Origin of the sequence: Pseudomonas sp. YNh, assembly GCF_037993085.1 — a bacterium.
GTDB lineage: Bacteria > Pseudomonadota > Gammaproteobacteria > Pseudomonadales > Pseudomonadaceae > Aquipseudomonas > Aquipseudomonas putida.
Genome location: NZ_JBBMRJ010000013.1, coordinates 25141 through 48290, shown reverse-complemented (window position 1 = coordinate 48290; position 23150 = coordinate 25141). Strand labels below are relative to the sequence as shown.

The 23150-nt window shown below is 64.2% G+C and carries 21 protein-coding genes; 13 read left to right on the top strand and 8 right to left on the bottom strand.

Annotated features, from left to right (window positions below):
- Nucleotides 1-62: 62 nt before the first annotated feature.
- The 3 genes from WF331_RS15245 to WF331_RS15235 are packed head-to-tail and all read left to right on the top strand — an operon-like array spanning nt 63 to nt 2558.
- Nucleotides 63-1340, top strand: coding sequence for a flavohemoglobin expression-modulating QEGLA motif protein (locus WF331_RS15245; protein WP_016501199.1), 1278 nt, complete (start codon nt 63-65; stop codon nt 1338-1340).
- Nucleotides 1312-2235 (top strand): alpha/beta hydrolase, encoded by a 924-nt coding sequence (locus WF331_RS15240; RefSeq protein WP_041167854.1) that lies wholly within the window; start codon nt 1312-1314, stop codon nt 2233-2235. Before WF331_RS15245 ends, WF331_RS15240 begins: the two co-directional genes overlap by 29 nt.
- Nucleotides 2232-2558 carry a hypothetical protein gene (locus WF331_RS15235; protein WP_016501197.1) on the top strand — a complete coding sequence of 109 codons (327 nt, stop codon included), beginning with the start codon at nt 2232-2234 and terminating at the stop codon, nt 2556-2558. Before WF331_RS15240 ends, WF331_RS15235 begins: the two co-directional genes overlap by 4 nt.
- A gap of 176 nt (nt 2559-2734) precedes the next feature.
- On the opposite strand, the gene WF331_RS15230 is transcribed toward WF331_RS15235, so the two are convergent.
- From WF331_RS15230 to WF331_RS15220, 3 genes are all read right to left on the bottom strand, one after another.
- Entirely contained in the window at nt 2735-3526 is a 792-nt protein-coding gene (locus tag WF331_RS15230; RefSeq protein ID WP_340623058.1) for an OmpA family protein, read from the bottom strand.
- A 50-nt stretch (nt 3527-3576) separates the two neighbouring features.
- The gene (locus tag WF331_RS15225) at nt 3577-3990 is read right to left on the bottom strand and encodes a DUF4398 domain-containing protein (RefSeq protein ID WP_014592166.1); all 414 of its coding nucleotides are present in this window, start codon (nt 3988-3990) and stop codon (nt 3577-3579) included.
- A gap of 276 nt (nt 3991-4266) precedes the next feature.
- On the bottom strand, nt 4267-4611 hold the full coding sequence (locus WF331_RS15220; protein ID WP_016501195.1) for a hypothetical protein: 345 nt from the start codon (nt 4609-4611) through the stop codon (nt 4267-4269).
- Nucleotides 4612-4872: 261 nt separating this feature from the next.
- Here WF331_RS15220 and ppc point away from each other — a divergent pair, with 261 nt between their 5' ends.
- The 7 genes from ppc to WF331_RS15185 all read left to right on the top strand — a co-directional run bounded on the left by ppc (nt 4873) and on the right by WF331_RS15185 (nt 12118).
- Nucleotides 4873-7500, top strand: coding sequence for a phosphoenolpyruvate carboxylase (gene ppc, locus WF331_RS15215; RefSeq protein WP_340623057.1), 2628 nt, complete (start codon nt 4873-4875; stop codon nt 7498-7500).
- A 257-nt stretch (nt 7501-7757) separates the two neighbouring features.
- A complete protein-coding gene (gene adk / locus WF331_RS15210) occupies nt 7758-8408 on the top strand; it encodes an adenylate kinase (protein ID WP_016501192.1) in 651 nt (216 codons plus the stop codon).
- Between the two features lie 192 nt (nt 8409-8600).
- Nucleotides 8601-9275 (top strand): tRNA (adenosine(37)-N6)-threonylcarbamoyltransferase complex dimerization subunit type 1 TsaB, encoded by a 675-nt coding sequence (tsaB, locus tag WF331_RS15205; RefSeq protein WP_016501191.1) that lies wholly within the window; start codon nt 8601-8603, stop codon nt 9273-9275.
- A gap of 131 nt (nt 9276-9406) precedes the next feature.
- Complete coding sequence (locus WF331_RS15200) at nt 9407-9697, top strand: hypothetical protein (RefSeq protein WP_016501190.1); 291 nt, start codon at nt 9407-9409, stop codon at nt 9695-9697.
- 3 nt (nt 9698-9700) lie between these two features.
- On the top strand, nt 9701-10570 hold the full coding sequence (locus WF331_RS15195) for a DUF72 domain-containing protein (protein ID WP_340623056.1): 870 nt from the start codon (nt 9701-9703) through the stop codon (nt 10568-10570).
- 28 nt (nt 10571-10598) lie between these two features.
- The gene (locus WF331_RS15190) at nt 10599-11429 is read left to right on the top strand and encodes an isocitrate lyase/PEP mutase family protein (protein ID WP_016485183.1); all 831 of its coding nucleotides are present in this window, start codon (nt 10599-10601) and stop codon (nt 11427-11429) included.
- Nucleotides 11429-12118 (top strand): extensin-like domain-containing protein, encoded by a 690-nt coding sequence (locus WF331_RS15185; RefSeq protein WP_340623055.1) that lies wholly within the window; start codon nt 11429-11431, stop codon nt 12116-12118. Before WF331_RS15190 ends, WF331_RS15185 begins: the two co-directional genes overlap by 1 nt.
- 2 nt (nt 12119-12120) lie before the next feature.
- Here the strand turns inward: WF331_RS15185 and WF331_RS15180 are convergent, their stop codons facing one another.
- The gene (locus WF331_RS15180) at nt 12121-12741 is read right to left on the bottom strand and encodes an energy transducer TonB (protein ID WP_340623054.1); all 621 of its coding nucleotides are present in this window, start codon (nt 12739-12741) and stop codon (nt 12121-12123) included.
- A gap of 103 nt (nt 12742-12844) precedes the next feature.
- Between WF331_RS15180 and WF331_RS15175 the strand changes: the two genes are divergently transcribed.
- Entirely contained in the window at nt 12845-13621 is a 777-nt protein-coding gene (locus tag WF331_RS15175) for a class I SAM-dependent methyltransferase (RefSeq protein ID WP_241799656.1), read from the top strand.
- Nucleotides 13622-13750: 129 nt separating this feature from the next.
- Here WF331_RS15175 and WF331_RS15170 read toward each other — a convergent pair whose 3' ends face one another.
- Nucleotides 13751-14392 (bottom strand): TetR/AcrR family transcriptional regulator, encoded by a 642-nt coding sequence (locus tag WF331_RS15170; RefSeq protein ID WP_041167852.1) that lies wholly within the window; start codon nt 14390-14392, stop codon nt 13751-13753.
- A gap of 547 nt (nt 14393-14939) precedes the next feature.
- Here WF331_RS15170 and WF331_RS15165 point away from each other — a divergent pair.
- Together WF331_RS15165 and WF331_RS15160 are read left to right on the top strand one after the other, a co-directional pair.
- Nucleotides 14940-16040 (top strand): efflux RND transporter periplasmic adaptor subunit, encoded by a 1101-nt coding sequence (locus WF331_RS15165; protein ID WP_016501184.1) that lies wholly within the window; start codon nt 14940-14942, stop codon nt 16038-16040.
- A gap of 6 nt (nt 16041-16046) precedes the next feature.
- Nucleotides 16047-19112, top strand: a complete 3066-nt coding sequence (locus WF331_RS15160) for an efflux RND transporter permease subunit (RefSeq protein ID WP_340623053.1) — start codon at nt 16047-16049, stop codon at nt 19110-19112.
- 134 nt (nt 19113-19246) lie between these two features.
- On the opposite strand, the gene WF331_RS15155 is transcribed toward WF331_RS15160, so the two are convergent.
- The 3 genes from WF331_RS15155 to plsB all read right to left on the bottom strand — a co-directional run bounded on the left by WF331_RS15155 (nt 19247) and on the right by plsB (nt 22932).
- Nucleotides 19247-19936, bottom strand: a complete 690-nt coding sequence (locus WF331_RS15155) for a DUF4197 domain-containing protein (protein ID WP_016501182.1) — start codon at nt 19934-19936, stop codon at nt 19247-19249.
- 33 nt (nt 19937-19969) lie between these two features.
- On the bottom strand, nt 19970-20368 hold the full coding sequence (locus tag WF331_RS15150; protein WP_016501181.1) for a YbaY family lipoprotein: 399 nt from the start codon (nt 20366-20368) through the stop codon (nt 19970-19972).
- Nucleotides 20369-20445: 77 nt separating this feature from the next.
- Complete coding sequence (plsB, locus tag WF331_RS15145; protein WP_049276667.1) at nt 20446-22932, bottom strand: glycerol-3-phosphate 1-O-acyltransferase PlsB; 2487 nt, start codon at nt 22930-22932, stop codon at nt 20446-20448.
- Between the last annotated feature and the right edge of the window lie 218 nt (nt 22933-23150).

The following is a 23150-nucleotide window of genomic DNA, read 5'->3' as shown; positions in this document are numbered from 1 at the left end:
CCGCGAAGAGGCCAGCACAGGCAACACAAGGCTTGGCTCATTGTTGCAATAAGGAGTCCCCAGTGGACGAATACCAGCAAACCATCCGCGCCCTGTCAGACCGCATCGTTGCGGCGCAGACCCCGATCCGGGTCCTGGACGCGGTTAAATGGGACGAAAACATTCGTCAGGGCTTCCTCAAAGCCAAGGGCAAGGAGCCGCCGGCCGTCGACCGTGCCTATTACCAGTCGCGCCCGCTATCGTTCGACTCCGGCGCGGTGAAGGCCGAGTTCCAGGGCATCGAGCGTGACATCATCCGCCAGCTAGGTCAGTTCAACCCGGTCGGGCAGATCATGAAGCGCATGTGCCGTGAGTACCGCATGGTGGTGCGCATGCTCGAAGCGCGCGGTACCGAGGACTTCGGCCTGATCTCCCAGGAGCTGTATGGCGCTGCCTCCGACGCCTTCCATGCCGGTGACCCGACCCTGGCCGACCTCGGTCTGATGCTGTCGGATTACCTCAACAATATCGATGGCCGGGGCGACCTGAAGGACGAGCCGAAGAACCTCACCGCCAAAGAGGCGGTGGAGATCCTCCAGCGCCGGCTGAACAAGGTGTTCGGCGAGGCCGAGGAAACCATCCGCGTGTTCGAGTCCGACGGTATCGTCGCCGATGCCGCGGCCGGTGCCGACTACATCAAGGTGCGCGCCGATGCCATGTTCAATGCCCGCGACGTGCGCGCCCTGGAGGTGCACGAAGGGCTGGTGCATGTCGGTACCACGCTCAATGGCCTGAACCAGCCGATCTGCACCTTCCTGGCCAAGGGCCCGCCCTCGTCGACGGTGACCCAGGAAGGCCTGGCCATCCTCATGGAAGTGATTGCCTTCGCCTCCTACCCCAGCCGGCTGCGCAAGCTCACCAACCGCACTCGCGCCATCCACATGGTCGAGGAGGGCGCCGATTTCCTCCAGGTGTTCGATTTTTTCCGTGGGCAAGGCTTCGAGATGGCACAGAGCTACAGCAACGCCAGCCGGGTGTTCCGCGGTTCGGTGCCCAATGGCCTGCCATTCACCAAGGACTTGTCCTACCTCAAGGGCTTCATCATGGTTTACAACTACATTCAGTTGGCCGTGAAGAAGGGCAAGCTCGAACAGATCCCGTTGCTGTTCTGTGGCAAGACCACCCTGGAAGACATGCGTACCTTGCGCCAGCTGGTGGAGGAGGGCCTGGTTGCGCCGCCCAAGTACTTGCCCGAGCAGTTCCGCGACCTTAACGCGCTGTCGGCCTGGATGTGCTTCTCCAACTTCCTCAACCACCTGAGCCTGGACCGTATTGAAGCCGACTACGCGAACATTCTCTGAGTGCTGCCGCCTGCTGGCCCTGGGCTTGGTCCTGTTGGGCCTTGGCGGCTGCAGCAGCCTGCTGTTCTACCCCGAGCGTGGGCAGGCCTTTACGCCTGAGCGGGCCAAGCTGGCGTACCGCGATGTAACGTTGACCACAACTGATGGCATCCGCCTGCACGGTTGGTGGTTGCCGGCCAAGGCCGGGGTCGAGGTCAAAGGTACGGTACTGCACTTGCACGGCAACGGCGGCAACCTGCCGGGGCACCTGGGTGGCAGCTACTGGCTGCCGGAGCAGGGCTATCAGGTGCTGATGATCGATTACCGCGGTTATGGCCTGTCGCAGGGGGCGCCAAGCCTGCCAGAGGTGTACGAAGATATCGCCGCCGCCATGGCCTGGCTGGACCAGGCGCCCGAGGTAAAGGGCAAGCCCCTGGTGCTGCTGGGGCAAAGCCTTGGCGGCGCCATGGCCATTCATTACCTGGCGGCCCACCCCGAGCAGCGCGAGCGCTTCAGTGCCCTGGTGTTCGATGGCGTACCGGCCAGTTACCGTTCAGTCGGGCGCTTTGCCCTCAGCACGTCGTGGATGACCTGGCCGTTGCAGGTGCCGCTGTCGTGGCTGGTGCCGGACGGCGACAGTGCAATCCGTTCGATCGAGCAACTGAGCAGCCCGCCCAAGCTGTTCTTCCACAGCATCGACGACAACCTGGTGCCGATGGACAACGGTATTCGCCTGTACCAGCACGCGCCACCTCCGCGGGTGCTGCAACTGACCCGCGGTGGCCACGTGCAGACCTTCGCCGACCCCACATGGCGCCAGGTGATGCTGCGTTTCCTCGACGACCCTAGCCATTTCAACGGCCTGCGGCGGCTTGCCGAAGTGCCCAATTTCCCTGACGAGAAGAACAAGCAATGAGTGAAGAACGCAACGCCATCCCGCTGATCCTGACCGGCGTCGGCAGCATCATCGTGACGGTGGGGGCCTTGTGGTACTACGGTTACCTGCATTTCGCCAAACCCGAGGATGCCCTGTTGCTGCAGGACTTCACCATGCTCAAGACCATCCCGGGCGAGGACTACAAGGTTTCGCTGGACCCGGCGCCGCAAGTGGCCCAGTGCGTCGATGGCGTGCTGGTGTTGTTCGACACCGAGCAGAAAGGCCTGACCGGCGTGCTGGTGGACAACCGCAAGCGTGCGGTGCGCTGCATGGGCGAGGAAACCCCGCAGCAGGTGAAGTGAGCCAACCTTTTCAGCGCCTGTTCCGGCCCATTCGCGGCTAAAGCCGCTCCCACAGGGACCGCTTCAGTTTCGGGGGGGGGCAATACCTGTGGGAGCGGCTTTAGCCGCGAAGAGGCCGGTACAGGCAAAAAAAAGCCCCACGTCGAGCGCGGGGCTTTTTTTTCAGCTAGCCAGCCTTACCGCTGAACCTGGCTCCCCGAACGGGGTGCCACTGGCTGGTTGTCGTTGGAGATGGTCACCTCCACGCGACGGTTTTGCGCACGGCCCGAGTTGCTGCCGTTGTCCGCTACCGGGTACTCCTTGCCATAGCCCTGGGAGACGATGCGCGCCGGGTCTACGCCGGTACGTACCAGTGCCATGCGTACGCTGTTGGCGCGGCGCTCGGACAGGGTCTGGTTGTAGTTGGCCGAGCCGACGCTGTCGGTGTAGCCCTCGACAATCACCTTGCGCTCCGGGTTTTCCTGGAGGAACTGGGCCAGCTTGGTGACGTTCGGGTAGGCGTTGCTCTTGAGCTCGGCCTTGTTGAAGTCGAACAGCACATCGCCAAAGGTCACCAGCGTACCGCGGTCGGTCTGCTTGGCGTTGAGGCTGTCCTGCAGCTTGGCGATCTGCGCGTCGCGGGCATCCAGCTTGGCCTGTGCGCGTTGGGCCGAGGCGTTTTTCAGCTCGCCTTCGGCGGTGCGCAGGGCAATGGTCTGCTTGGCCACTTCAACACGCTGGTTGGTCAGGTAGGCGAGTTGGTCGACCTTCTTCTCGTCTTCACGGTCCATGTAGGCCTTGTCGGCCTTGTTCAGCCAGTCCTGGGCGTCCTTGGTCTCCAGTGCCGCGACCTTGCTCGATTGCGGATCGCTCTGCAGCGAGGAGAAGTTGGTGCGGGCCGATTCCAGGTTGGCGTTAGGGTCGTGCGAGCAGGCAGCAAGACCAACGCTGAGGGCCAGCAGGGCGGGAATCATTACGTAATTGCGCATAGTGTTCATCCTTTGATCGTGTGCGAAGGCTAAGGTTGGCGGTGCAGGGCTCACTGAGCGCTGCGCAGGCCTTCCTCACGTACGTCCTGAACGCCCTGGCGGGCATCCTGCACGGCCTTCTGGGCCTTGGCCGCCTGGGCCTTGCGTTCGGCGAGGCGGGCGTCCCACTCGGCCTGTTGGGCCAGGCGCTTGGCCTCGTCGTACTTCTTGTCGTGCATGGCGATTTCGGCTTGCTTGAACTTGTCCTGGGCCGCTTTCATTTCCACGGCGGCGAACTCAGTGCCACCCGCGCTCACGGCGGAGTTCACGGCGGACTGGGTGACAGCATACTGCTCGGTAGGCGGGTTGCCCGCACAGCCGGCCAGGACCAGGCTACTGCCCAGGGCCAGCGCGGCCAGCTTGAACCCGCGCACATGAGTGGATGACAGTTTGCTAGTGCGGGTCTTCATGGTGGTCAGTTCCATTGGATCACTCCTGATTACGACGATGTCCGTAGCAGTCCATCGCTTATTCCCTGACAAAACCGCGCGCTTCAGCTGAACGGTGCACGAGGGCGGTGTGCAGGGTTTTAGCGTGATGGCTATTGGCTCCGACTCGACCGTTTTTGGAATGGTTCAGAAAAAAGTGCACTGAACGAGGAATTATTTCTGACTGATCGGTCAGCGCGATTTGACTGGAACTTTCGCAGGCAAAGGCGGTATTCCGGGCCTTGCCGAGGCCCGGAACGGTGGGGCGGGTGGTTATCTTTCGCTATCGTCGTCGGTGGTGCTCAGGCTGTGCAGGTGCTGTCGCGAGAGGGACAGAAAGCGCGGAGTAGAGCCGACATCCTCGTACAGCGGGTCACCTTCTTCATCGGTGGCGATGACCTGGTGACCCTGCACATAGGGGAAGCTGGCTTCCAGCTCTTCGAGGGCGGCCGCCACCAGTTCGCCGAGCAGTTCCTCGGCGGTCCGCTTGGGGTACATGTCGATCAGCGCGGCCAGGCGCGCCTCGGACTCCAGGTCCAGGTGCAATACATGGCCCGTGCGGCTGAGAGTGCCGGCGGCATTCTGTTCCCAGTGCTGGGCGAGTTCACGGATTTTCATGATGACCTCTGTTGACGCCTGCTAAGGCTGCATTGCATGGGAGTGCTTGCTTTCACTTTAGTTTGCTTTGGCTGATCACGGCTTGCCATTGGCGTTCGGCTGGGGGCACTCTTCAGTGCAGATGCAGTGCCTGTGGGAGCGGGCATGCCCGCGAAGAATCAAAACGCGGTGCCTGGCACCGGCTGCGCCGGTGTTCACGGGCATGCCCGCTCCCACAGGGATCGCGTGGAGCCTGAAAGGGATGCGACGGAGAGAGGGCCGATGACTGATATCGATGTGCGTTTGCGTGAAGATGTCCATGTGTTGGGTGAGCTGCTCGGCGAAACCATTCGCCAGCAGCATGGCGATGCGTTCTTGCAGAAAATCGAAGACATCCGCCACAGCGCCAAGGCCGACCGCCGCGGCCCCGGCGAGCAATTGACCTCGACCCTGGCCGACCTTGCCGAAAAAGACTTGCTACCCGTCGCCAGGGCCTTCAACCAGTTCCTCAACCTCGCCAACATGGCGGAGCAGTACCAGTTGATCCGCCGCCGCGACGCCGGCCAGCCCGAACCCTTCGAGGCCCGTGTGCTGCCCGAATTGCTGGCGCGCCTGAAGCAGGCCGGGCATAGCAACGATGCCCTGGCCCGGCAACTGGCCAAGCTCGACATCCAATTGGTGCTTACGGCGCACCCCACCGAGGTGGCCCGTCGCACCTTGATCCAGAAGTACGACGCCATCGCCGGCCAGCTGGCTGCCCAGGACCACCGTGACCTGACCCCGGACGAACGCCATCAGGTGCGTGAACGCTTGCGCCGGCTGATTGCCGAGGCCTGGCACACCGAAGAAATCCGCCGCACCCGGCCGACGCCGGTAGACGAAGCCAAGTGGGGCTTCGCGGTGATCGAGCATTCGCTGTGGCACGCCATCCCCAGCCACCTGCGCAAGGTCGACAAGGCCCTGCTGGATGCCACCGGCTTGCGCCTGCCGCTGGAGGCCGCGCCAATTCGCTTTGCCTCGTGGATGGGCGGTGACCGTGACGGCAACCCCAATGTGACTGCCGCCGTTACCCGGGAAGTGCTGTTGCTGGCGCGCTGGATGGCCGCCGACCTGTTCCTGCGCGACATCGATGCACTGGCCGCCGAGTTGTCCATGCAGCAGGCCAGTGACGCGTTGCGCGAACGGGTGGGCGACAGTGCCGAACCCTACCGCGCCGTGCTCAAGCAACTGCGCGACCGCCTGCGGGCGACGCGTGCATGGGCGCATACCGCTTTGACCAGCAGCCAGCCGGCCAGCGCCGAGGTGCTGGTGGATAACCGCGACCTGATTGCGCCACTGGAGCTGTGCTATCAGTCGCTGCACGAATGCGGCATGGGCGTTATCGCCGAAGGGCCGTTGCTCGATTGCCTGCGCCGCGCCGTCACTTTCGGCCTTTTCCTGGGCCGCCTGGACGTGCGCCAGGACGCTGCCCGCCACCGTGACGCGCTGACCGAAATCACCGACTACCTGGGCCTGGGCCGCTATGCCGACTGGGATGAAGATCGCCGCATCGAATTCCTTCAGGCCGAGCTGAAAAACCGCCGCCCGCTGTTGCCCGCGCACTTCAGGCCGCAGGCAGACACCGCCGAGGTGCTGGCCACCTGCCGGGAAGTCGCCGCCGCGCCCGCTGCCTCGCTGGGCTCCTATGTCATTTCCATGGCCGGTGCCGCTTCGGATGTGCTGGCGGTGCAACTGTTGCTCAAGGAAGCCGGCCTGACCCGCCCCATGCGTGTGGTACCGCTGTTCGAGACCCTGGCTGACCTGGACAACGCCGGGCCGGTGATGCAGCGCCTGCTCGGCCTGCCGGGTTACCGGGCCGGGCTGCGCGGCCCGCAGGAAGTGATGATCGGCTACTCCGACTCGGCCAAGGATGCTGGCACCACGGCGGCGGCCTGGGCGCAGTACCGGGCCCAGGAAAACCTGGTGCGCATCTGCGCCGAACACCAGGTCGAACTGCTGCTGTTCCACGGCCGGGGCGGTACGGTAGGGCGCGGCGGTGGCCCGGCCCACGCAGCGATCCTGTCGCAGCCACCGGGTTCGGTGGCGGGGCGGTTCCGCACCACCGAGCAGGGCGAAATGATCCGCTTCAAGTTCGGTTTGCCGGGCATCGCCGAGCAAAACCTGAACCTGTACCTGGCCGCTGTGCTCGAAGCCACGCTGTTGCCACCGCCGCCCCCGCAACCGGCCTGGCGCGAGGTGATGGACCAGTTGGCTGCTGATGGCGTCAAGGCGTACCGCAGCGTGGTGCGCGACAACCCCGATTTCGTCGAGTACTTCCGCCAGTCGACGCCAGAACAGGAACTGGGGCGCCTGCCGCTGGGCAGCCGCCCGGCCAAGCGCCGGGCAGGCGGGATCGAAAGCCTGCGGGCCATCCCATGGATCTTCGGCTGGACCCAGACCCGGCTGATGCTGCCGGCCTGGCTGGGCTGGGAAACCGCGCTGAGCAATGCCTTGGCCCGTGGCCAAAGTGAGTTGCTGGCACAGATGCGCGAGCAGTGGCCGTTTTTCCGTACCCGCATCGACATGCTGGAAATGGTGCTGGCCAAGGCCGATGCGCAAATAGCCGAGGCCTACGACGAACGTCTGGTGCAACCGCACTTGCTTCCTTTAGGTGCACACCTGCGCGACCTATTGTCGCAGTCTTGCCAGGTGGTACTGGGGCTGACCGGGCAGCAGGTGCTACTGGCGCACAGCCCCGAGACGCTGGAATTCATCAGCCTGCGCAACACCTACCTGGACCCGCTGCACCGCCTGCAGGCCGAGTTGCTGGCCCGCTCGCGCAGCCGCGAAGCCGCTCTGGACAGCCCGTTGGAGCAGGCCTTGCTGGTGACCGTGGCGGGTATTGCCGCCGGGCTGCGCAATACCGGCTGAAGGTGTGCCCAAGCCAGCAGGGGTGAGTGGCGTGCAGGCCATGCACGGGTAAGGGGAGGGTGGTTGCGCCGGGCGCAACCACCTGCCCGGTCGGCCACAAGTGGCGCATTCCTGCAACTTTGGGACGCTTGTATGGCTGCCGGGCGCTGTGTATCTTGAGCAGCCTTCTGACCGTTTTATGGTCATACCCGATTTTCCGGACTTGGCCCTGGTTGCCGAATCCATTGAATTTCATAAAAAAATTTGAGGAGCACAAGATGCGCGTAATTCTGCTGGGAGCTCCCGGGGCCGGTAAAGGTACTCAGGCAAAGTTCATCACCGAAAAGTTCGGTATTCCACAGATCTCCACCGGCGACATGCTGCGTGCCGCCGTCAAGGCCGGCACCCCGCTGGGCCTGGAACTGAAGAAAGTCATGGATGCCGGCCAGCTGGTCTCCGACGAGCTGATCATCAGCCTGGTCAAGGAGCGCATCGCCCAGCCTGATTGCGCCAACGGCTGCCTGTTCGACGGCTTCCCACGCACCATCCCGCAGGCCGAAGCCATGGTCTCTGCCGGTGTCGACATCGACGCCGTGGTCGAAATCGCCGTGGACGACGAAGAAATCGTCGGCCGCATGGCTGGCCGCCGCGTACACCTGGCCTCGGGCCGTACCTACCACATTCAGTACAACCCGCCGAAAGTGGAAGGCAAGGACGACGTCACTGGTGAAGACCTGATCCAGCGCGACGACGACAAGGAAGAAACCGTTCGTCATCGCCTGTCGGTCTACCACACCCAGACCAAGCCGCTGGTGGAGTTCTACCAGAAGCTGTCGGCCGCCAATGCCGGCAAGCCGAAGTACAGCCACATTGAAGGTGTCGGTTCGGTCGACGCCATCACTGCCAAGGTCCTGGCAGCCCTGAGCTGATCAGCGCCTGACGCCCCCCGACAACGGCCCGCTAGCGGGCCGTTGTCGTTTCCGGCCTGCGATCCACGGCCTGGCGCTCCTACAGGGACCGCGCCAGGCCACCTGCAAAGGCCGCACAGCGCCCCTTCGGGACACAACGCCGCTGCTGCTCTATACTGCCGCTCTTTTCATTCGCACCTGGATACCCGTTCGATGACCACCCTGCTGGCCCTGGATACCGCCACCGAAGCCTGTTCCGTCGCGCTGCTGCATGACGGCAAGGTAACCAGCCATTACGAGGTGATCCCGCGTCAGCACGCGCAGAAGCTGCTGCCGATGATCAAGCAGTTGCTGGCCGAATCCGGCGTTGCGCTGAATGCACTGGATGCCATCGCCTTTGGCCGTGGCCCGGGCGCTTTCACCGGCGTGCGCATTGCCATTGGTGTGGTCCAGGGCCTGGCCTTCGCGCTGGAGCGCCCGGTGCTGCCGGTGTCCAACCTGGCCGCGCTGGCCCAGGGTGCCTTGCGCGAGCAGGGCGTGCAGCAGGTGGCGGCTGCCATCGATGCGCGCATGGATGAAGTGTACTGGGGCTGCTACCAGGCCACGGCCGGCGAAATGCGCCTGGTCGGCCGCGAGGCGGTGTTGCCGCCCGAACAGGTAGCGCTGCCGGCGGGCAGCAGTGGCGAGTGGTTCGGTGCCGGTACCGGATGGGGCTATGCCGAGCGCCTGGCGGTACAGGTGGCGGCCAGCAACCCTGGCGCCTTGCCCAATGCGCTGGACATTCTCAGCCTGGCTACCTTCGCCTGGGCTCGTGATGAGGCAATCGTTGCCGAGCAGGCGCAACCGGTATATCTGCGCGATAATGTAGCTACGCCCAAGAAGCACTGAGTGCTGTTCGTCGGTTATCGCCGATCACTCTAAAACCTTTTGCGCGATCTGTGGTCCAGTTATCAGTCAAGCATTAGCGACGGAACCCTGATGCTGCTAAATTGCCATCATTGGTCCTGAGTGCTCATGCCATGCGTATCGACGGTTTCTCTTCGCAGTCCTACCCGGTCAAGCGCACCCCGCGCAAGGCACCGGCGCGTGACGAGGCCATCGATGATGCCGAGCTGATTGAAGACAGCCAGGGCGCCCCCGTGGAGGCCACCGCCCGCCGCCGCAGCGGTGGCCTGCCAGCCCGCCAGCAGGACATGGTCTTCCCCCGCGCCCGTGACCGGCGCACCGCCACTGCCTTGGCCAGCTACCTGAGCACCGCCGGTTTCACCGACTGGGACATGGAAGTACTGGGGCTCGACCTGTACATTTAGTGGATGAGTCCACCACCACTGCCTTATTTTCTCGGTTGCCCGTCCTGGAGCGAAAACGCCTGGCGCGACTACCTCTATCCCGCCGACGCCACCAGTAACGAAATGCTTGGCCTCTACAGCCAGGTGTTCAACGCCGTCGAGGGCAATACCACCTTCTATGCACGCCCCGCTCCCGGCACCATTGCCCGCTGGGCGCAGGTGATGCCCGGGCACTTCCGTTTCACCGCCAAGTTTCCCCGGGACATCAGCCACGAGGGTGACCTGCGTGCTCAACTGGAGCCTGCCTTCGACTTCACACGGCTGATGGCCCCGCTGGGCAAGCGCGTTTCGCCGTACTGGCTGCAGTTGCCGGCCAAGTTCGGCCCGGCGCGCCTGGGCGAGCTTTGCCACTTCCTCGACGAGATCGGCCTGCCGGTGGCCGTGGAAGTGCGTAACCAGGCCTTCTTCGCCAAGGGTGAAGAAGAACGCCTGCTCAACCGCCTGCTGCACGAACGCGGCGTGGAGCGCATCTGCCTGGACCCGCGGGCGTTGTTCAGCTGCACCTCGCGCGACCCTGCCGTGCTGCATGCGCAGTCGAAGAAGCCCAAGGTACCACCACGCCCTGCGGCCTTCAGCCAGCACCCACAGGTGCGCTTCATCGGCCATCCGGAGCTGGAGGCCAATCACACCTTCCTCAGCCCTTGGGTAGAAAAAATCGCCGATTGGATCGAGGAAGGTCGCAACCCCTATATCTTCCTGCACACTTCGGACAATCGCCTGGCTGCGGCGTTGGCCCGGCATTTCCATCAACGCCTGATGGCACGCCTGCCAGGTCTTGCACCTTTGCCGGAATTGCCGCGCGCGCCCGAGGTCGAACAACTGGGCTTACTCTGACCTTTCCCTGACTGCCGGAGGTTGAACCATGGATGTGCAAACCCTGCGAGCCGAAGCCTTCAAGGCTTTACACGAGCGCGAAGGCGCGTTCGTCATCCCCAACCCGTGGGACGCCGGCTCCGCCAAGCTGCTTGCCAGCCTGGGTTTCGAGGCGCTGGCCACTACCAGTGCCGGCCTGGCGTTCAGCCTGGGCCGGCCAGACGCCGAAGGCGCCTTGAGCCTGGACGATACCCTGGACAATGCCGGCGAGATCGTCGATGCCACTGCGTTGCCAGTGGCCGCGGACCTTGAGAACGGCTTCGGCGACATGCCTGAAGATTGTGCCCAGACCATCTTGCGTGCGGCAGAAATCGGCCTGGTAGGTGGCTCCATCGAGGATGCCAGTGGCCGCAGTGATGCGCCCATCTATGACCTCGGGCTGGCCGTGGAGCGCGTGCGCGCCGCCGTGCAGGCTGCGCGTAGCCTGCCGTTCCCGTTCACGTTGTGCGCCCGGGCAGAAAACCTGCTGCATGGCCGCATGGACCTCGACGACACCATCCTGCGCCTGCAAGCCTATGCCGAGGCCGGCGCCGATGTGCTCTATGCCCCCGGGCTGCGCACCGTCGAGGAAGTACGTGCGGTGGTGCAGGCGGTCGCCCCGCGGCCGGTGAATGTATTGATGGGCATGGCGGGTGTGCCACTGAGCGTGAACCAGTTGCAGGACCTGGGCGTGCGCCGCATCAGCGTCGGCTCGTCGCTGGCCCGTGCCGCGCTGGGGGCCTTCCACCGTGCTGCGTTGGAGATTCGCAACGAGGGTACGTTCGGCTACGGTGAGCAGGCACTGCCGTTTGCCCAGCTCAACGACCTGTTCCGCCGCTGATGCGGGCAATGCTGGCGCTGCTGGCCGGCCTGTTGGTGCTGGCCGGCCTGGCCTGGCACTTCGGCTGGCGCCTGCCTGCCGTGTGGAACCCCTGGGCGCCGCTGGATGTGCGTCAGCCGCCCAACCTGCTGACGCCGTACAAGCTTTCACGCCTGCGCGATGACCCGGCCTTGTGCCGGCAGGCACTGGAAACCAGCCAGCTGCGTTACCGGGCGCAAGCCGACAGCCCGGCTGCGGCCAACTGCCCGTTGCAGAACGTGTGGCGCATCGAGGGCGGGCAGGCGCGGCTCAGCAGCAGCTTCCTGGCCAGTTGCCCGCTGGCGGTGGCCTACGCGCTGTTCGAGAACCATGGCTTGCAGCCGGTGGCGCAGCGGGTGCTGGGCCAACCGGTGACCCAGGTCGATCACCTGGGCAGCTTCGCCTGTCGCAATGTCTACCACCGCAAGCAGGGCCGCTTGAGCCAGCACGCTACCGCCAATGCGTTGGACATCAGCGGTTTTCGCTTGCAGGACGGCCGGCGCATCGTGCTGGCGCGTGACTGGCAGGTGGGTGGGCAGAAGGCAGAGTTCTTGCGGCAGGTGCAGCAGGCGGCTTGCGAGAGCTTCAGCACGGTACTGGGGCCGGATTACAACGCCGCGCACCACAATCACTTCCACCTGGACATGGGGCGCTGGCAGATCTGCCGTTAGCTTCAGGCGTGAACGCGCACGTTGTTCAGCACCACCGGGCGCGCCCAGTGGATGTCGAACTCCAGGTCGTTTTGCTGTTTGGCCAGGGTGGCGTCGTCGAACGGTTCGGGTGCCGGGTCCAGCAGGTTGGTCTCGAACTCGGCAATGGGCAGGAACAACGACCGCGGGGCAGGGCCCGGGCCGGGCTCGGCAATCGGATGGCCCTGGCTCATCACCACCGGGCGCATCCAGCTGTTGCTGGTGTCGAGCTGGCGCTGCTGTTCAATCAGTTCCATGGCACTGAACGGCTCAGGCGCAGGCGGCAGCAGGCTGGCTTCAAGCTCTGCCTTGGGCAAGAACAGCGGCTCGGGCGGTGTTACCTCGGTGTCCAGCACCGGGCAGGCGCGTTGGGCGTCGATCAGGGCCAGCGCACGGGCGCCGCCGATGGGTTCGCCGCTGTCGTGGTCGTACTGCACGAACGACTGGCTGACGCTGTCTACGGGCTCTTCCTGCTGCTCGGCCATGGCCCGGGCAAAGAAATCCTGCCACAGGTGGCTGACGCCCCCGAGTGCCTGGGTGTTGTGCTGACTGTAGTTGCCGATAGGCGACAAATAGGTCAAGCCGATAGGAAGAGTATCTGACATGGCAGTCGCGCGCGTTGTGCTCTGGCAGAATAGCGGGATATTGCCTGTATCGGCCGTGGCTGCTGATTCATTAAGGCTTGGTTTGATTTTTTAGGTGTGGACGATGGAAGAGCAAGGCACGGGTATCAGGGTCGAGGCGATGTCGGCTGAGTATGCGGAGCAGGCCAAGGTCTGGGCTGAACGCCTAAGCCTGCCGCTACAGGACGAGAGCGCCGGCTTCGCCGTGCAGGTGGGCGCCGAGGGTTTGCAGATCCAGCAGCTTGGGCCGCAGGCACCAGGGCCGGTGCGGGTGGACTTTGTCGAAGGCCAGGCCGCGCACCGGCGCCAGTTTGGTGGTGGCAACGGGCAGATGATTGCCAAGGCCGTGGGCATTGCCCAAGGCGTGCGGCCACAAGTGCTGGATGCCACGGCAGGCCTTGGCAAAGATGCGTTCGTGCTGGCCAGCCTGGGCTGCCAGATGACCCTGATCGAGCGCCAGCCGCTGATTGCCGCGCTGCTGGAAGATGGCCTGGCGCGGGCGCGCTCGGATGACGAGGTGGGCCCGATTGTCGGGCGCATGCGCCTGCTGAGCGGCAACGCCATCGAGCGTATGCGCGCCTGGGAAGGCGAAGCGCCGCAGGTGATCTACCTCGACCCGATGTTCCCGCACCGCGACAAGAGCGCCCTGGTGAAAAAGGAAATGCGCGTGTTCCGGCCCTTGGTGGGTGACGACCTGGATGCCCCGGCCCTGCTCGAAGCAGCCCTGGCGCTGGCCAGCCACCGGGTGGTGGTGAAGCGCCCGCGCAAGGCGCCGATCATCGACGGGCCGAAGCCGAGCCATAGCCTGGAAGGCAAGTCGAGCCGGTATGACATTTACCCGAAGAGAGCCTTGAAGGCCTGAATTTCGTTATATCTGTGCTGGCCTCTTCGCGGGTAAACCCGCTCCCACAGGATCGACTTGGCGTTGAATCCTGTGCAGTACCAGTGGGAGCGGGTTTACCCGCGAAGAGGCCGCACAGGCATCCAGATATCAGGGTTTGAACGCCCGCAAGAACACCCTCACCACCTCGCGCACATGTGCCTCGGCCTCTTCGCCCTGCAGCGGCCCCGCGCACCCCAGCAGCAAGCGATAATCCGGTGCCCCCTTGACCAGGCAGAAGAAGTGCTCCGCCGCACGCAGCGGGTTGTCGATACGCAGCAGCCCGCGTTCATTGGCCCCGCGCAGCAGCGCTTCCATCCCTGCCAGCACGCGCTTGGGGCCGGCTTCGTAGAAGTACTCGCCAAAGCTTGGGTCCAGGCTCCCCTGGGCCATGATCAGGCGGCTGAGCTTGACCGCTTCGTCGCTGCTGATCAGTGCCTGGAAGCCACGGGCAATGGTCAACAATACCTCCTCCACCGGTGCCCCCTCGGGATACTCGAACAGCAGGTCAGGTAGCTGGATCTGGCAGGTGGCCATGACCGCTGAGCAGAACAGGGTCTGCTTGTCGGTGAAGTGGCTGTACACGGTAAGTTTTGAAACACCTGCCGCCGCAGCGACCGCATCCATGCTGGTGTTGGCGTAACCAAGGCTGAGGAACAGGGCCTTGGCTGCTTCGAGAATCGCCTCGCGCTTGACCAGGTCCTTTGGCCGGCCTGGGCCGATGGGTGCGTCGTTGGGCATTGTGGTCTGCATCTGGTTTAAGGATCACCATCTTAACGGGTCGGGCGCGATCCGGCTAAAACCAGGTCACATTGCCTGCTGTCTGCCAGCGGACAGTTGTCCGCCAGTGATGCCGTCGCTCAGGCGTCAGCGAGGTGTCGACACCACCCCCGACAAACCGAACACCACAGATATAGCGCTATCCTCGACACCGACGCAAATCCCTGTGGGAGCGGCGGTGCGGCGGTCCGATTTACCCGCGAAGAATACGACGCGGTGCATGGCACCGGCTTCGCCGGTGTTCGCGGGTGAACCCGCTCCCACAATGTACGCGCTGCGCTTGCGATCACTGTTTCATGACCACCCGCGCAGCCCTGGCCTCAGGACTGCTTGGCACCCCACCAATCTGCCACACGTATGGCGGATGCGCCGTGCGGGCGGCGCTCGATCTCCAAGGCGCCAAAAAGACTTCAGCCGTACCCCTGGAAAAACCACCGCAAACCCTTCCCGGCATCGCTAACCTGACTTAATATACTCGCCAGTACAAATATTCGAAGTGCCCTCCGCGAAAGGATTCATCATGTTGCGCCATGCCTTGTCCATCGCCTTGCCCGCCGTTGCCGCGTTGCTACTGACGGCATGCGGTCAGGAAGCCACCCCGCCTGCCGCGCCGCGCCCGGCGCTGGTGGTGCAGCCGCAGCCGGCCGAAGCGGCTGCCGACAGCTACCCCGGCGAAGTACGTGCGCGCTTCGAGCCGGACCTGGCCTTCCGCATTGGCGGCAAGGTCACCAAGCGTCTGGTTGAGGAGGGGCAGCGAGTCAAGGCCGACCAGCCGCTGGCTGAGCTGGACCCGCAGGACGTGCGCCTGCAACTGGAAGCCAACCGCGCCCAGATGGCGGCTGCCGAGGCCAACCTGGCGCTGGTGCGCGCCGAGCGTGACCGCTACCAGAAGCTGCTGGACCGGCAGATGGTCAGCCATTCCCAGTTCGACAATGCCGAGAATTTGTACCGCGCCGGCCTTGCCCGGCTGAAACAGGCCAAGGCCGAGTTCGACGTGGCTGGCAACCAGGCCGAATATGCCGTGCTGCGCGCGCCGCAGGCCGGGGTGGTTGCCAAGCGTCAGGTAGAAGTGGGCCAGGTGGTTGCCGCCGGGCAAACCGTGTTCACCCTGGCCGCCGATGGCGAGCGCGAAGTGGTGATCGGCCTGCCGGAGCAGCAGTTCGCCCGCTTTGCCGTGGGGCAACCGGTCAGTGTGGAGCTGTGGTCACACCCGCAAGCGCGCTTTCAAGGGCGTATCCGCGAGCTGTCACCGGCCGCCGACCCCCGCTCGCGCACCTTTGCTGCGCGCATCGCCTTTACTTCGGCCGCCACGCCGGCGGAGCTGGGCCAGAGTGCCCGGGTGTTCATCGCCCATGATGGGCTGATCCCGTTGGCAGTGCCGCTGTCAGCGGTTACAGCGGAAAACGGCCAGGCCTATGTGTGGCGCGTCAACAAGGACAGCCGCCTGGAGCGGGCCGAGGTGCGTCTGGGGGCTTATGGCAGCGACAGTGTGCCAGTGCTCGAAGGCCTCGCCGCCGGTGACTGGGTGGTCGCCGCCGGTGGCCATGTACTGCGTGAGGGCCAGGAAATACGCCCTGTGGACCGCAGCAACCGTGTAGTGAAGCTGACGGCCAAGGAGTAAGTCCCGATGGGTTTCAACCTTTCTGCCTGGGCGCTGCGCAACCGCCAGATCGTCCTGTTCCTGATGATCCTGCTGGCGGCCATTGGCGCCATGTCCTACACCAAGCTCGGCCAGAGCGAGGACCCGCCATTCATCTTCAAGGCCATGGTCATTCGTACCCTGTGGCCGGGCGCCAGCGCCGAGGAAGTGTCGCGCCAGGTCACCGAACGTATCGAGAAGAAGCTGATGGAAACCGGCGAGTACGAGAAGATTGTCTCGTTCTCGCGCCCCGGCGAGTCGCAAGTCACTTTCATGGCCCGCGACTCGCTGCATTCCAAGGACATCCCCGAGCTGTGGTACCAGATCCGCAAGAAGGTCGCGGACATTCGCCACACCCTGCCACCGGAGATCCAGGGCCCGTTCTTCAACGATGAGTTCGGCACCACCTTCGGCAATATCTATGCGCTGACCGGTAAGGGCTTCGACTACGCGGTGCTCAAGGACTACGCAGACCGCATCCAGATCCAGCTGCAGCGGGTCAAGGATGTGGGCAAGGTCGAGCTGGTGGGCCTGCAGGACGAGAAAATCTGGATCGAGCTGTCCAACCTCAAGCTGGCCACCCTCGGCGTACCCCTGGAGGCCGTGCAGCAGGCCCTGCAGGAACAGAACGCGGTGAGCACCGCCGGCTTCTTCGAGACGCCCAGCGAGCGGCTGCAACTGCGGGTGAGCGGGCGCTTCGACAGCGTGGAGCAGATTCGCCAGTTCCCCATCCGCGTAGGTGACCGCACGTTCCGCATCGGCGATGTGGCCGAAGTGCACCGTGGCTTCAATGACCCACCCGCGCCACGTATGCGCTTCATGGGCGAGGATGCCATTGGCCTGGCCGTGTCGATGAAGGACGGCGGCGACATCCTGGTACTGGGCAAGGCCCTGGAAGGCGAGTTCGAGCGCGTGGCGCGCAACCTGCCGGCTGGCATGGAGTTGCGCAAGGTCTCGGACCAACCTGCGGCGGTCAAGGCCGGTGTGGGCGAATTTGTCCAGGTGCTGGTCGAGGCACTGGTCATCGTGCTGCTGGTGAGCTTCTTCTCGCTGGGCCTGCGCACCGGCCTGGTGGTGGCGCTGGCCATCCCGCTGGTGCTGGCCATGACTTTCGCCGCCATGCACTATTTCGGCATCGGCCTGCACAAGATTTCCCTTGGTGCGCTGGTGCTGGCGCTGGGCCTGCTGGTGGACGACGCGATCATTGCCGTGGAAATGATGGCGATCAAGATGGAGCAGGGTTACGACCGGCTCAAGGCAGCCAGCTATGCCTGGAGCAGCACTGCCTTCCCGATGCTTACTGGTACCCTGATCACTGCAGCAGGCTTCTTGCCCATCGCCACTGCTGCTTCCAGCACTGGCGAATACACCCGCTCGATCTTCCAGGTGGTGACCATCGCCCTGTTGACCTCGTGGGTGGCGGCGGTGGTGTTCGTGCCCTACCTGGGCGAGCGCCTGCTGCCAGACCTGGCCAAGCTGCACGCTGCGCGTCATGGCAAGGACGGCCACGCGCCAGACCCTTACGCCACGCCCTTCTACCAGCGTGTGCGGCGGGTGGTGGAGTGGTGCGTGCGGCGGCGCAAGACGGTGATCCTGCTGACCATCGCGGCCTTTGTCGGCAGTATCCTGCTGTTCCGCTTCGTGCCCCAGCAGTTCTTCCCTGCCTCCGGGCGCCCGGAGTTGATGGTTGACCTGAAGCTGGCCGAAGGCGCCTCGCTGGCCAATACCGCCGAGCGGGTCAAGCAATTGGAGGCACTGCTCAAGCAGCAGGACGGTATCGATAACTACGTGGCCTACGTGGGCACCGGCTCGCCGCGCTTCTACCTGCCGCTGGACCAGCAGCTGCCTGCAGCCAGCTTTGCCCAGTTCGTGGTGCTGGCCAAGTCGATGGAGGACCGCGAGCGCCTGCGCAGCTGGCTGATCAGCACCGTGGACCAGCAATTCCCCGACTTGCGTGCCCGCGTCACGCGCCTGGAAAACGGCCCGCCCGTGGGTTACCCGGTGCAGTTCCGGGTCACCGGCGAGCACATCGAGAAGGCCCGTGCGCTGGCCCGCGAAGTGGCCGACAGGGTGCGCGAGAACCCGCATGTGGTGAACGTGCACCTGGACTGGGAAGAACCCAGCAAGGCTGTGTTCCTCGAAATCGACCAGGACCGCGCCCGCGCCCTGGGCGTGAGCACCGCGCACCTGGCCAGCTTCCTGCAAAGCTCGTTGACTGGTACCACGGTCAGCCAGTACCGCGAGGACAACGAGCTGATCGAGATCCTGTTGCGCGGCACCCAGCAGGAGCGCGGTGACCTGGGTAACCTCGGCAGCCTGGCGTTGCCGACCGACAATGGTCAGAGCGTGGCGCTGTCGCAGGTAGCGACCCTGGAGTACGGCTTCGAGGAAGGCATCATCTGGCACCGCAACCGCCTGCCCACGGTGACCGTGCGCGCCGATATCTACGACAAGGAGCAACCGGCCACGCTGGTGAAACAGATAGAGCCGACCCTGCAGTCGATACGCGCCAAGCTGCCGGACGGCTACCTGCTGGAAGTGGGCGGCACGGTTGAAGACTCCGAGCGTGGGCAGAAGTCGGTGAACGCTGGCATGCCGCTGTTCGTAGTAGTGGTGCTGAGCCTGCTGATGATCCAGCTGCGCAGCTTCTCGCGCACGGTGATGGTGTTCCTCACCGCACCGCTGGGGCTGATTGGCGTGACTCTGTTCCTGCTGGTGTTCCGCCAGCCGTTCGGTTTTGTCGCCATGCTGGGCACCATTGCCCTGGCGGGCATGATCATGCGCAACTCGGTGATCCTGGTGGACCAGATCGAGCAGGACATTGCGGCAGGGATGGAGCGTTGGCAGGCGATCATCGAAGCCACGGTGCGGCGCTTCCGGCCAATCGTGCTGACTGCACTGGCGGCGGTGCTGGCGATGATCCCGTTGTCGCGGAGCGTGTTCTACGGGCCGATGGCGGTGGCGATCATGGGTGGCTTGATCGTGGCCACGGCGTTGACCCTGTTGTTCCTGCCGGCATTGTATGCGGCGTGGTTCAGGGTGAAGAAAACCTGACTGACCTCACCGCCCTGCAGGAGCAGCCTTGCGCTGCGAAGAGGCCGGTGCAGCAAATGAAAATTCATCTTGCTGTCCCGGAATCTTCGCAGCACAAGGCTGCTCCTGCGAGGGTACTGCGGCCGCGTTGCGGATCAGAGGGCGCCGAAGACCTTCTTGGCCAGGCTGGTAGCGGCCTGCGCCGGGTTCTGGCGAATGCTCTGCTCCTGCTTGCCAATCATCTCGAACAGGCCGTCCAGCGCCTTCTCGGTCACGTAGTTCTCGATGCTGGCGCTCTTGGCGTCGACCACACCCAGTGCCACCGCCTGCCCGGCGAAGTTGTTGTACTGCTGGGCCAGGCCGACCTTGTCGGTGGCCTGCTTGACGATAGGCAGGAACTTGGCGCGGATCTGCTCGCGGCTGCTCTTGTTCAGGTACTGCGTGGCCGAGTCGTCACCGCCGCTGAGGATGCCTTTGGCATCGGTCACGCTCATGTTCTTCACGGCATCGACCAGAATCGCCTGGGCCTGCGGCACGGCGGCTTCGGCGGCCTTGTTCATGCTGGCTTCAAGGGCATCGACCTGTGCACCTTTGCCGAACATCTTCATGGCCTTGGCCGCTTTGCCCAGGTTGCCCGGCAATTCGATGCGCACGTCGGGGTTATTGCTGAAACCACCCGGGGTGCTCAACTGCTTGACGGCCAGCTGCGCACCCTGGGTCAGGGTATCTTTCAGGCCGCCAGTGGCGTCTTTCTGGCTCAGGTCGCCCAGCGACAGGGCCAGTGCGCTGGCCGACAGCAGCAGGCCGGCGCACAGGGTGGAAAAACGCAGGGAAGTGCGGATCATGAAGCTTTCCTTGTAAACAGATGAATACGGGTGTCAGCGAACCTGGTCGACCTTGATGCGTACAGTTTTCGGGTCACTGCCGTCGAGCATGACACCATGGTGTTCGGTATTGATGAACAGCAGTTTGCCATCCAGCTCGATGCGCGCACTCACCGCATAGCGGTGGCCGGGTTTGACCTGGGCTGGGTCGTAGCTGAGGTGGAACGGCAGCGGCACGTTGCCTTTGACCGGGCCGGCCTGGCGGGCGAGGGTCACGGCAGGGGCGTCCATCAGCGAAACATCCTGCAGCTCCACGCTCAAGGTAGCCGCAGGCGGCAGGGCGATACGCTGCAGGTAGAAGACTTCGCCGTCCAGGCTGGCCTGGGTGGATGGGCTTTGGCTGGAACAGGCTGCGAGCAGGGATGCGCAACACAGCATAAAGAGCTTTTTCATGGAATCTCCATAGGTCCTTGGAGCTGGCTTGTGGCCAACCCCAGGGACTTTAGCGGATTTTCCCGGTAGATGAACCGTCAGATGGTCGAAGTTTCCAGGCCATCGTCACGGTGCAGGGCCACCTGGCGGATCGACAGGCGCAGCTCGGCCGACAGCACACGCTTGGCCACGCCCTCGGCCAGCTCGGCGAGCTTGTCGTGATAACCCAGCTTGCCGTGCCCGTCTGCATGCACCACGCCTTGCTGGAGCAGGGTCTGGATGAAGTGGCGGAACAGCGTCTTGTCGAAGAACTCCGGGGCATTCAGGCCATGCAGGATCGACAGGCGCTGGGCCATCATCACGCAGAGGTCTTCCAGCGCTTCGGCGCTGAGTGTGTTTTGTCCGCTGTTGAGCAGCAGCGAGGTGGCCATGTAGAAGCGCTGCAGGGTCTGGGTGATGGTGCGGGCGAGCAGGGTGAGCAGCACGAACTGCCGCGAGCTGGGCGCCGGGCGTACGTACACGTCGTTCTCCTGGCGCAGCAGGCCTTGCTCGACCAGCGCGGCCAGCCATTGGTCGATCACCTCGTCCAGTTGCTCTGGCGTCCAGCGCAGGAACAGTTCGGCCTGCAGGTATGGATACAACGCGTGCACATACTGGCCCAGCAGTTCGCGGCTCATGCGCGAGCTGCTGAGGAAGAAGCTGGCCAGCAGCGCCGGCAGGGCGAAGATGTGCAGCACGTTGTTGCGGTAATAGGTCATCAGTACCGCATTGCCTTCATCCAGGTAGAGGATGCGGCCCAGGGCGTCCTTCTGCTCGGCCACCAGGTTCATGCTACGCACGTGTTCGATCAGTGCCTGGCCGTCGCCGTCGGGCAGGGTGGTGTGCGGCGAGTAGGGCACCTGGCGCAACAAGGCCAGGTAAAGGTCGAGCACGCGGGTCAGGGCGCGTTCGTCAAGGGCCAGGCGGCTGGTGGACAGCAGCGCCAGGGCCACCAGGTTGACAGGGTTGATGGCGGCCGCCTCGTTGAGGTGACGGGCCACGGTTTCGCCCAGGCGGGTAGTGGCGGCGTTGAGCCAGGCCGGGCGGTACTGCGGGCCGTGATCCTGTTCACGCCAGCCGGGCTGTTGCTCATCGAGGAAACCGGCGAGACGGATCGGTTCACCGAAGTTGACGTAGACCTGGCCAAAGCGCTGCCTGAGCGCGCCAAACACCTTGAAGATGTCGAACACCGACTCCTTCTTTTTGCTGGCACCGCGCAACTCGCCCAGGTAGGTGCGGCCTTCGAGCACGCGCTCGTAGCCGATGTACACCGGCACGAACACGACCGGCGTGCGTGACGAGCGCAGGAAGCTGCGCAGGGTAATGGCCAGCATCCCGGTACGCGGCTGCAGCATGCGCCCGGTACGCGATCGGCCACCTTCGACGAAGTACTCGACCGGAAAACCCTTGGTGTACAGGGTATGCAGGTACTCGTTGAACACGGCGGTGTACAGCGGGTTACCCTTGAACGTACGGCGCATGAAGAAGGCGCCGCCCCGGCGCAGCAGGTTACCCACCACCGGCATGTTGAGGTTGATGCCAGCGGCCACGTGCGGTGGGGTAAGGCCGTTGCGGAACAGCAGGTACGACAGCAGCAGGTAATCGATGTGGCTGCGGTGGCACGGCACGTAGATCACTTCGTGGCCGGGGGCTATGCCCTGAACCTGTTCGATATGGTTGACCTTGATGCCGTCGTAGATCTTGTTCCAGAACCAGCTGAGCACCACTTCGAGAAAGCGGATGACCGTGTAGGTGTAGTCCGAGGCGATCTCGTTGCCATAACGCAGTGCCTGTGCTTCGGCCTTGGCCAGCGGCAGGTTCTCGCGTTGGGCCTCGTCGGCGATGGCCTGGCGCACCTGCGGGGCATGGATCAGGCCTTTGACCAGGTTGCGCCGGTGCGAGATGTCCGGGCCGATGACGGCGGTCTTGAGGTTGCGAAAATGCACGCGCATCAGGCGCTGGGCCATGCGCACGGTGCGCTCGTGGCCCTTGTTGTGCTGCACCAGTTCGCGCAGGTGGATGGGCGCGGAGAACTGCACCCGGGTCTTGCGCCCCAGGATCAGCACGGTCAGCAGCCGGCGCAAACGCCCGGTCACCGCCCAGCTGTCGGCGAACAGCAGCTTCCATGGGCTGGACTCACTGGCCGGCGTCTGGCCCCAGAACACGCTGACCGGGATGATCTGCGCATCTTCTTCGGCATGCTGGCTGACGGCAGCCACCAGGCGCTCAAGCGTGGGCGGGGCGCCGCTTTTGTCCTGGCGGCCAAGCCAGTCCGGATCGGGAGTCAGGTAGAAGAACCCGGCCGGCTCCTGCAGCGGGCCGACAGCCACCGGCAGCACCGGGCGCGGCAGCCCCGCCTTGGTGCACTCGTGGTCGAGCACGGCCAGGTCGGTGAGCGCGGGCGAGGGCAGCGCATAGAACACCGGCCGACTGCGGTCGAGGTTGAGGGACATGGAAGACTGGTTGATGGTCTCGGAGCGCACCCACAGGTACAACAGGCGACGCAGGGCGCCGAAGATCAGGCGGCGCAGGGGGGAACGGGTCATGGGGTGAGTGCCCTGGGTGTGATTTTCAGGTGAGTATCCAGCTATTTAGTCTGCCGTATCGGCGTAAGTTCAGCAAAAAACGGCCAACGGCGGGACCGTCATCAATTTTTTTTGTTCTGTGTCATATACTCGGCCTGCCACTTGCAGGATATTTCAGCAAGCGGCGTTGGCACGGGGCCGTGAGCTCATGCCTACAAGGCGATCTTCACAATAAAAAT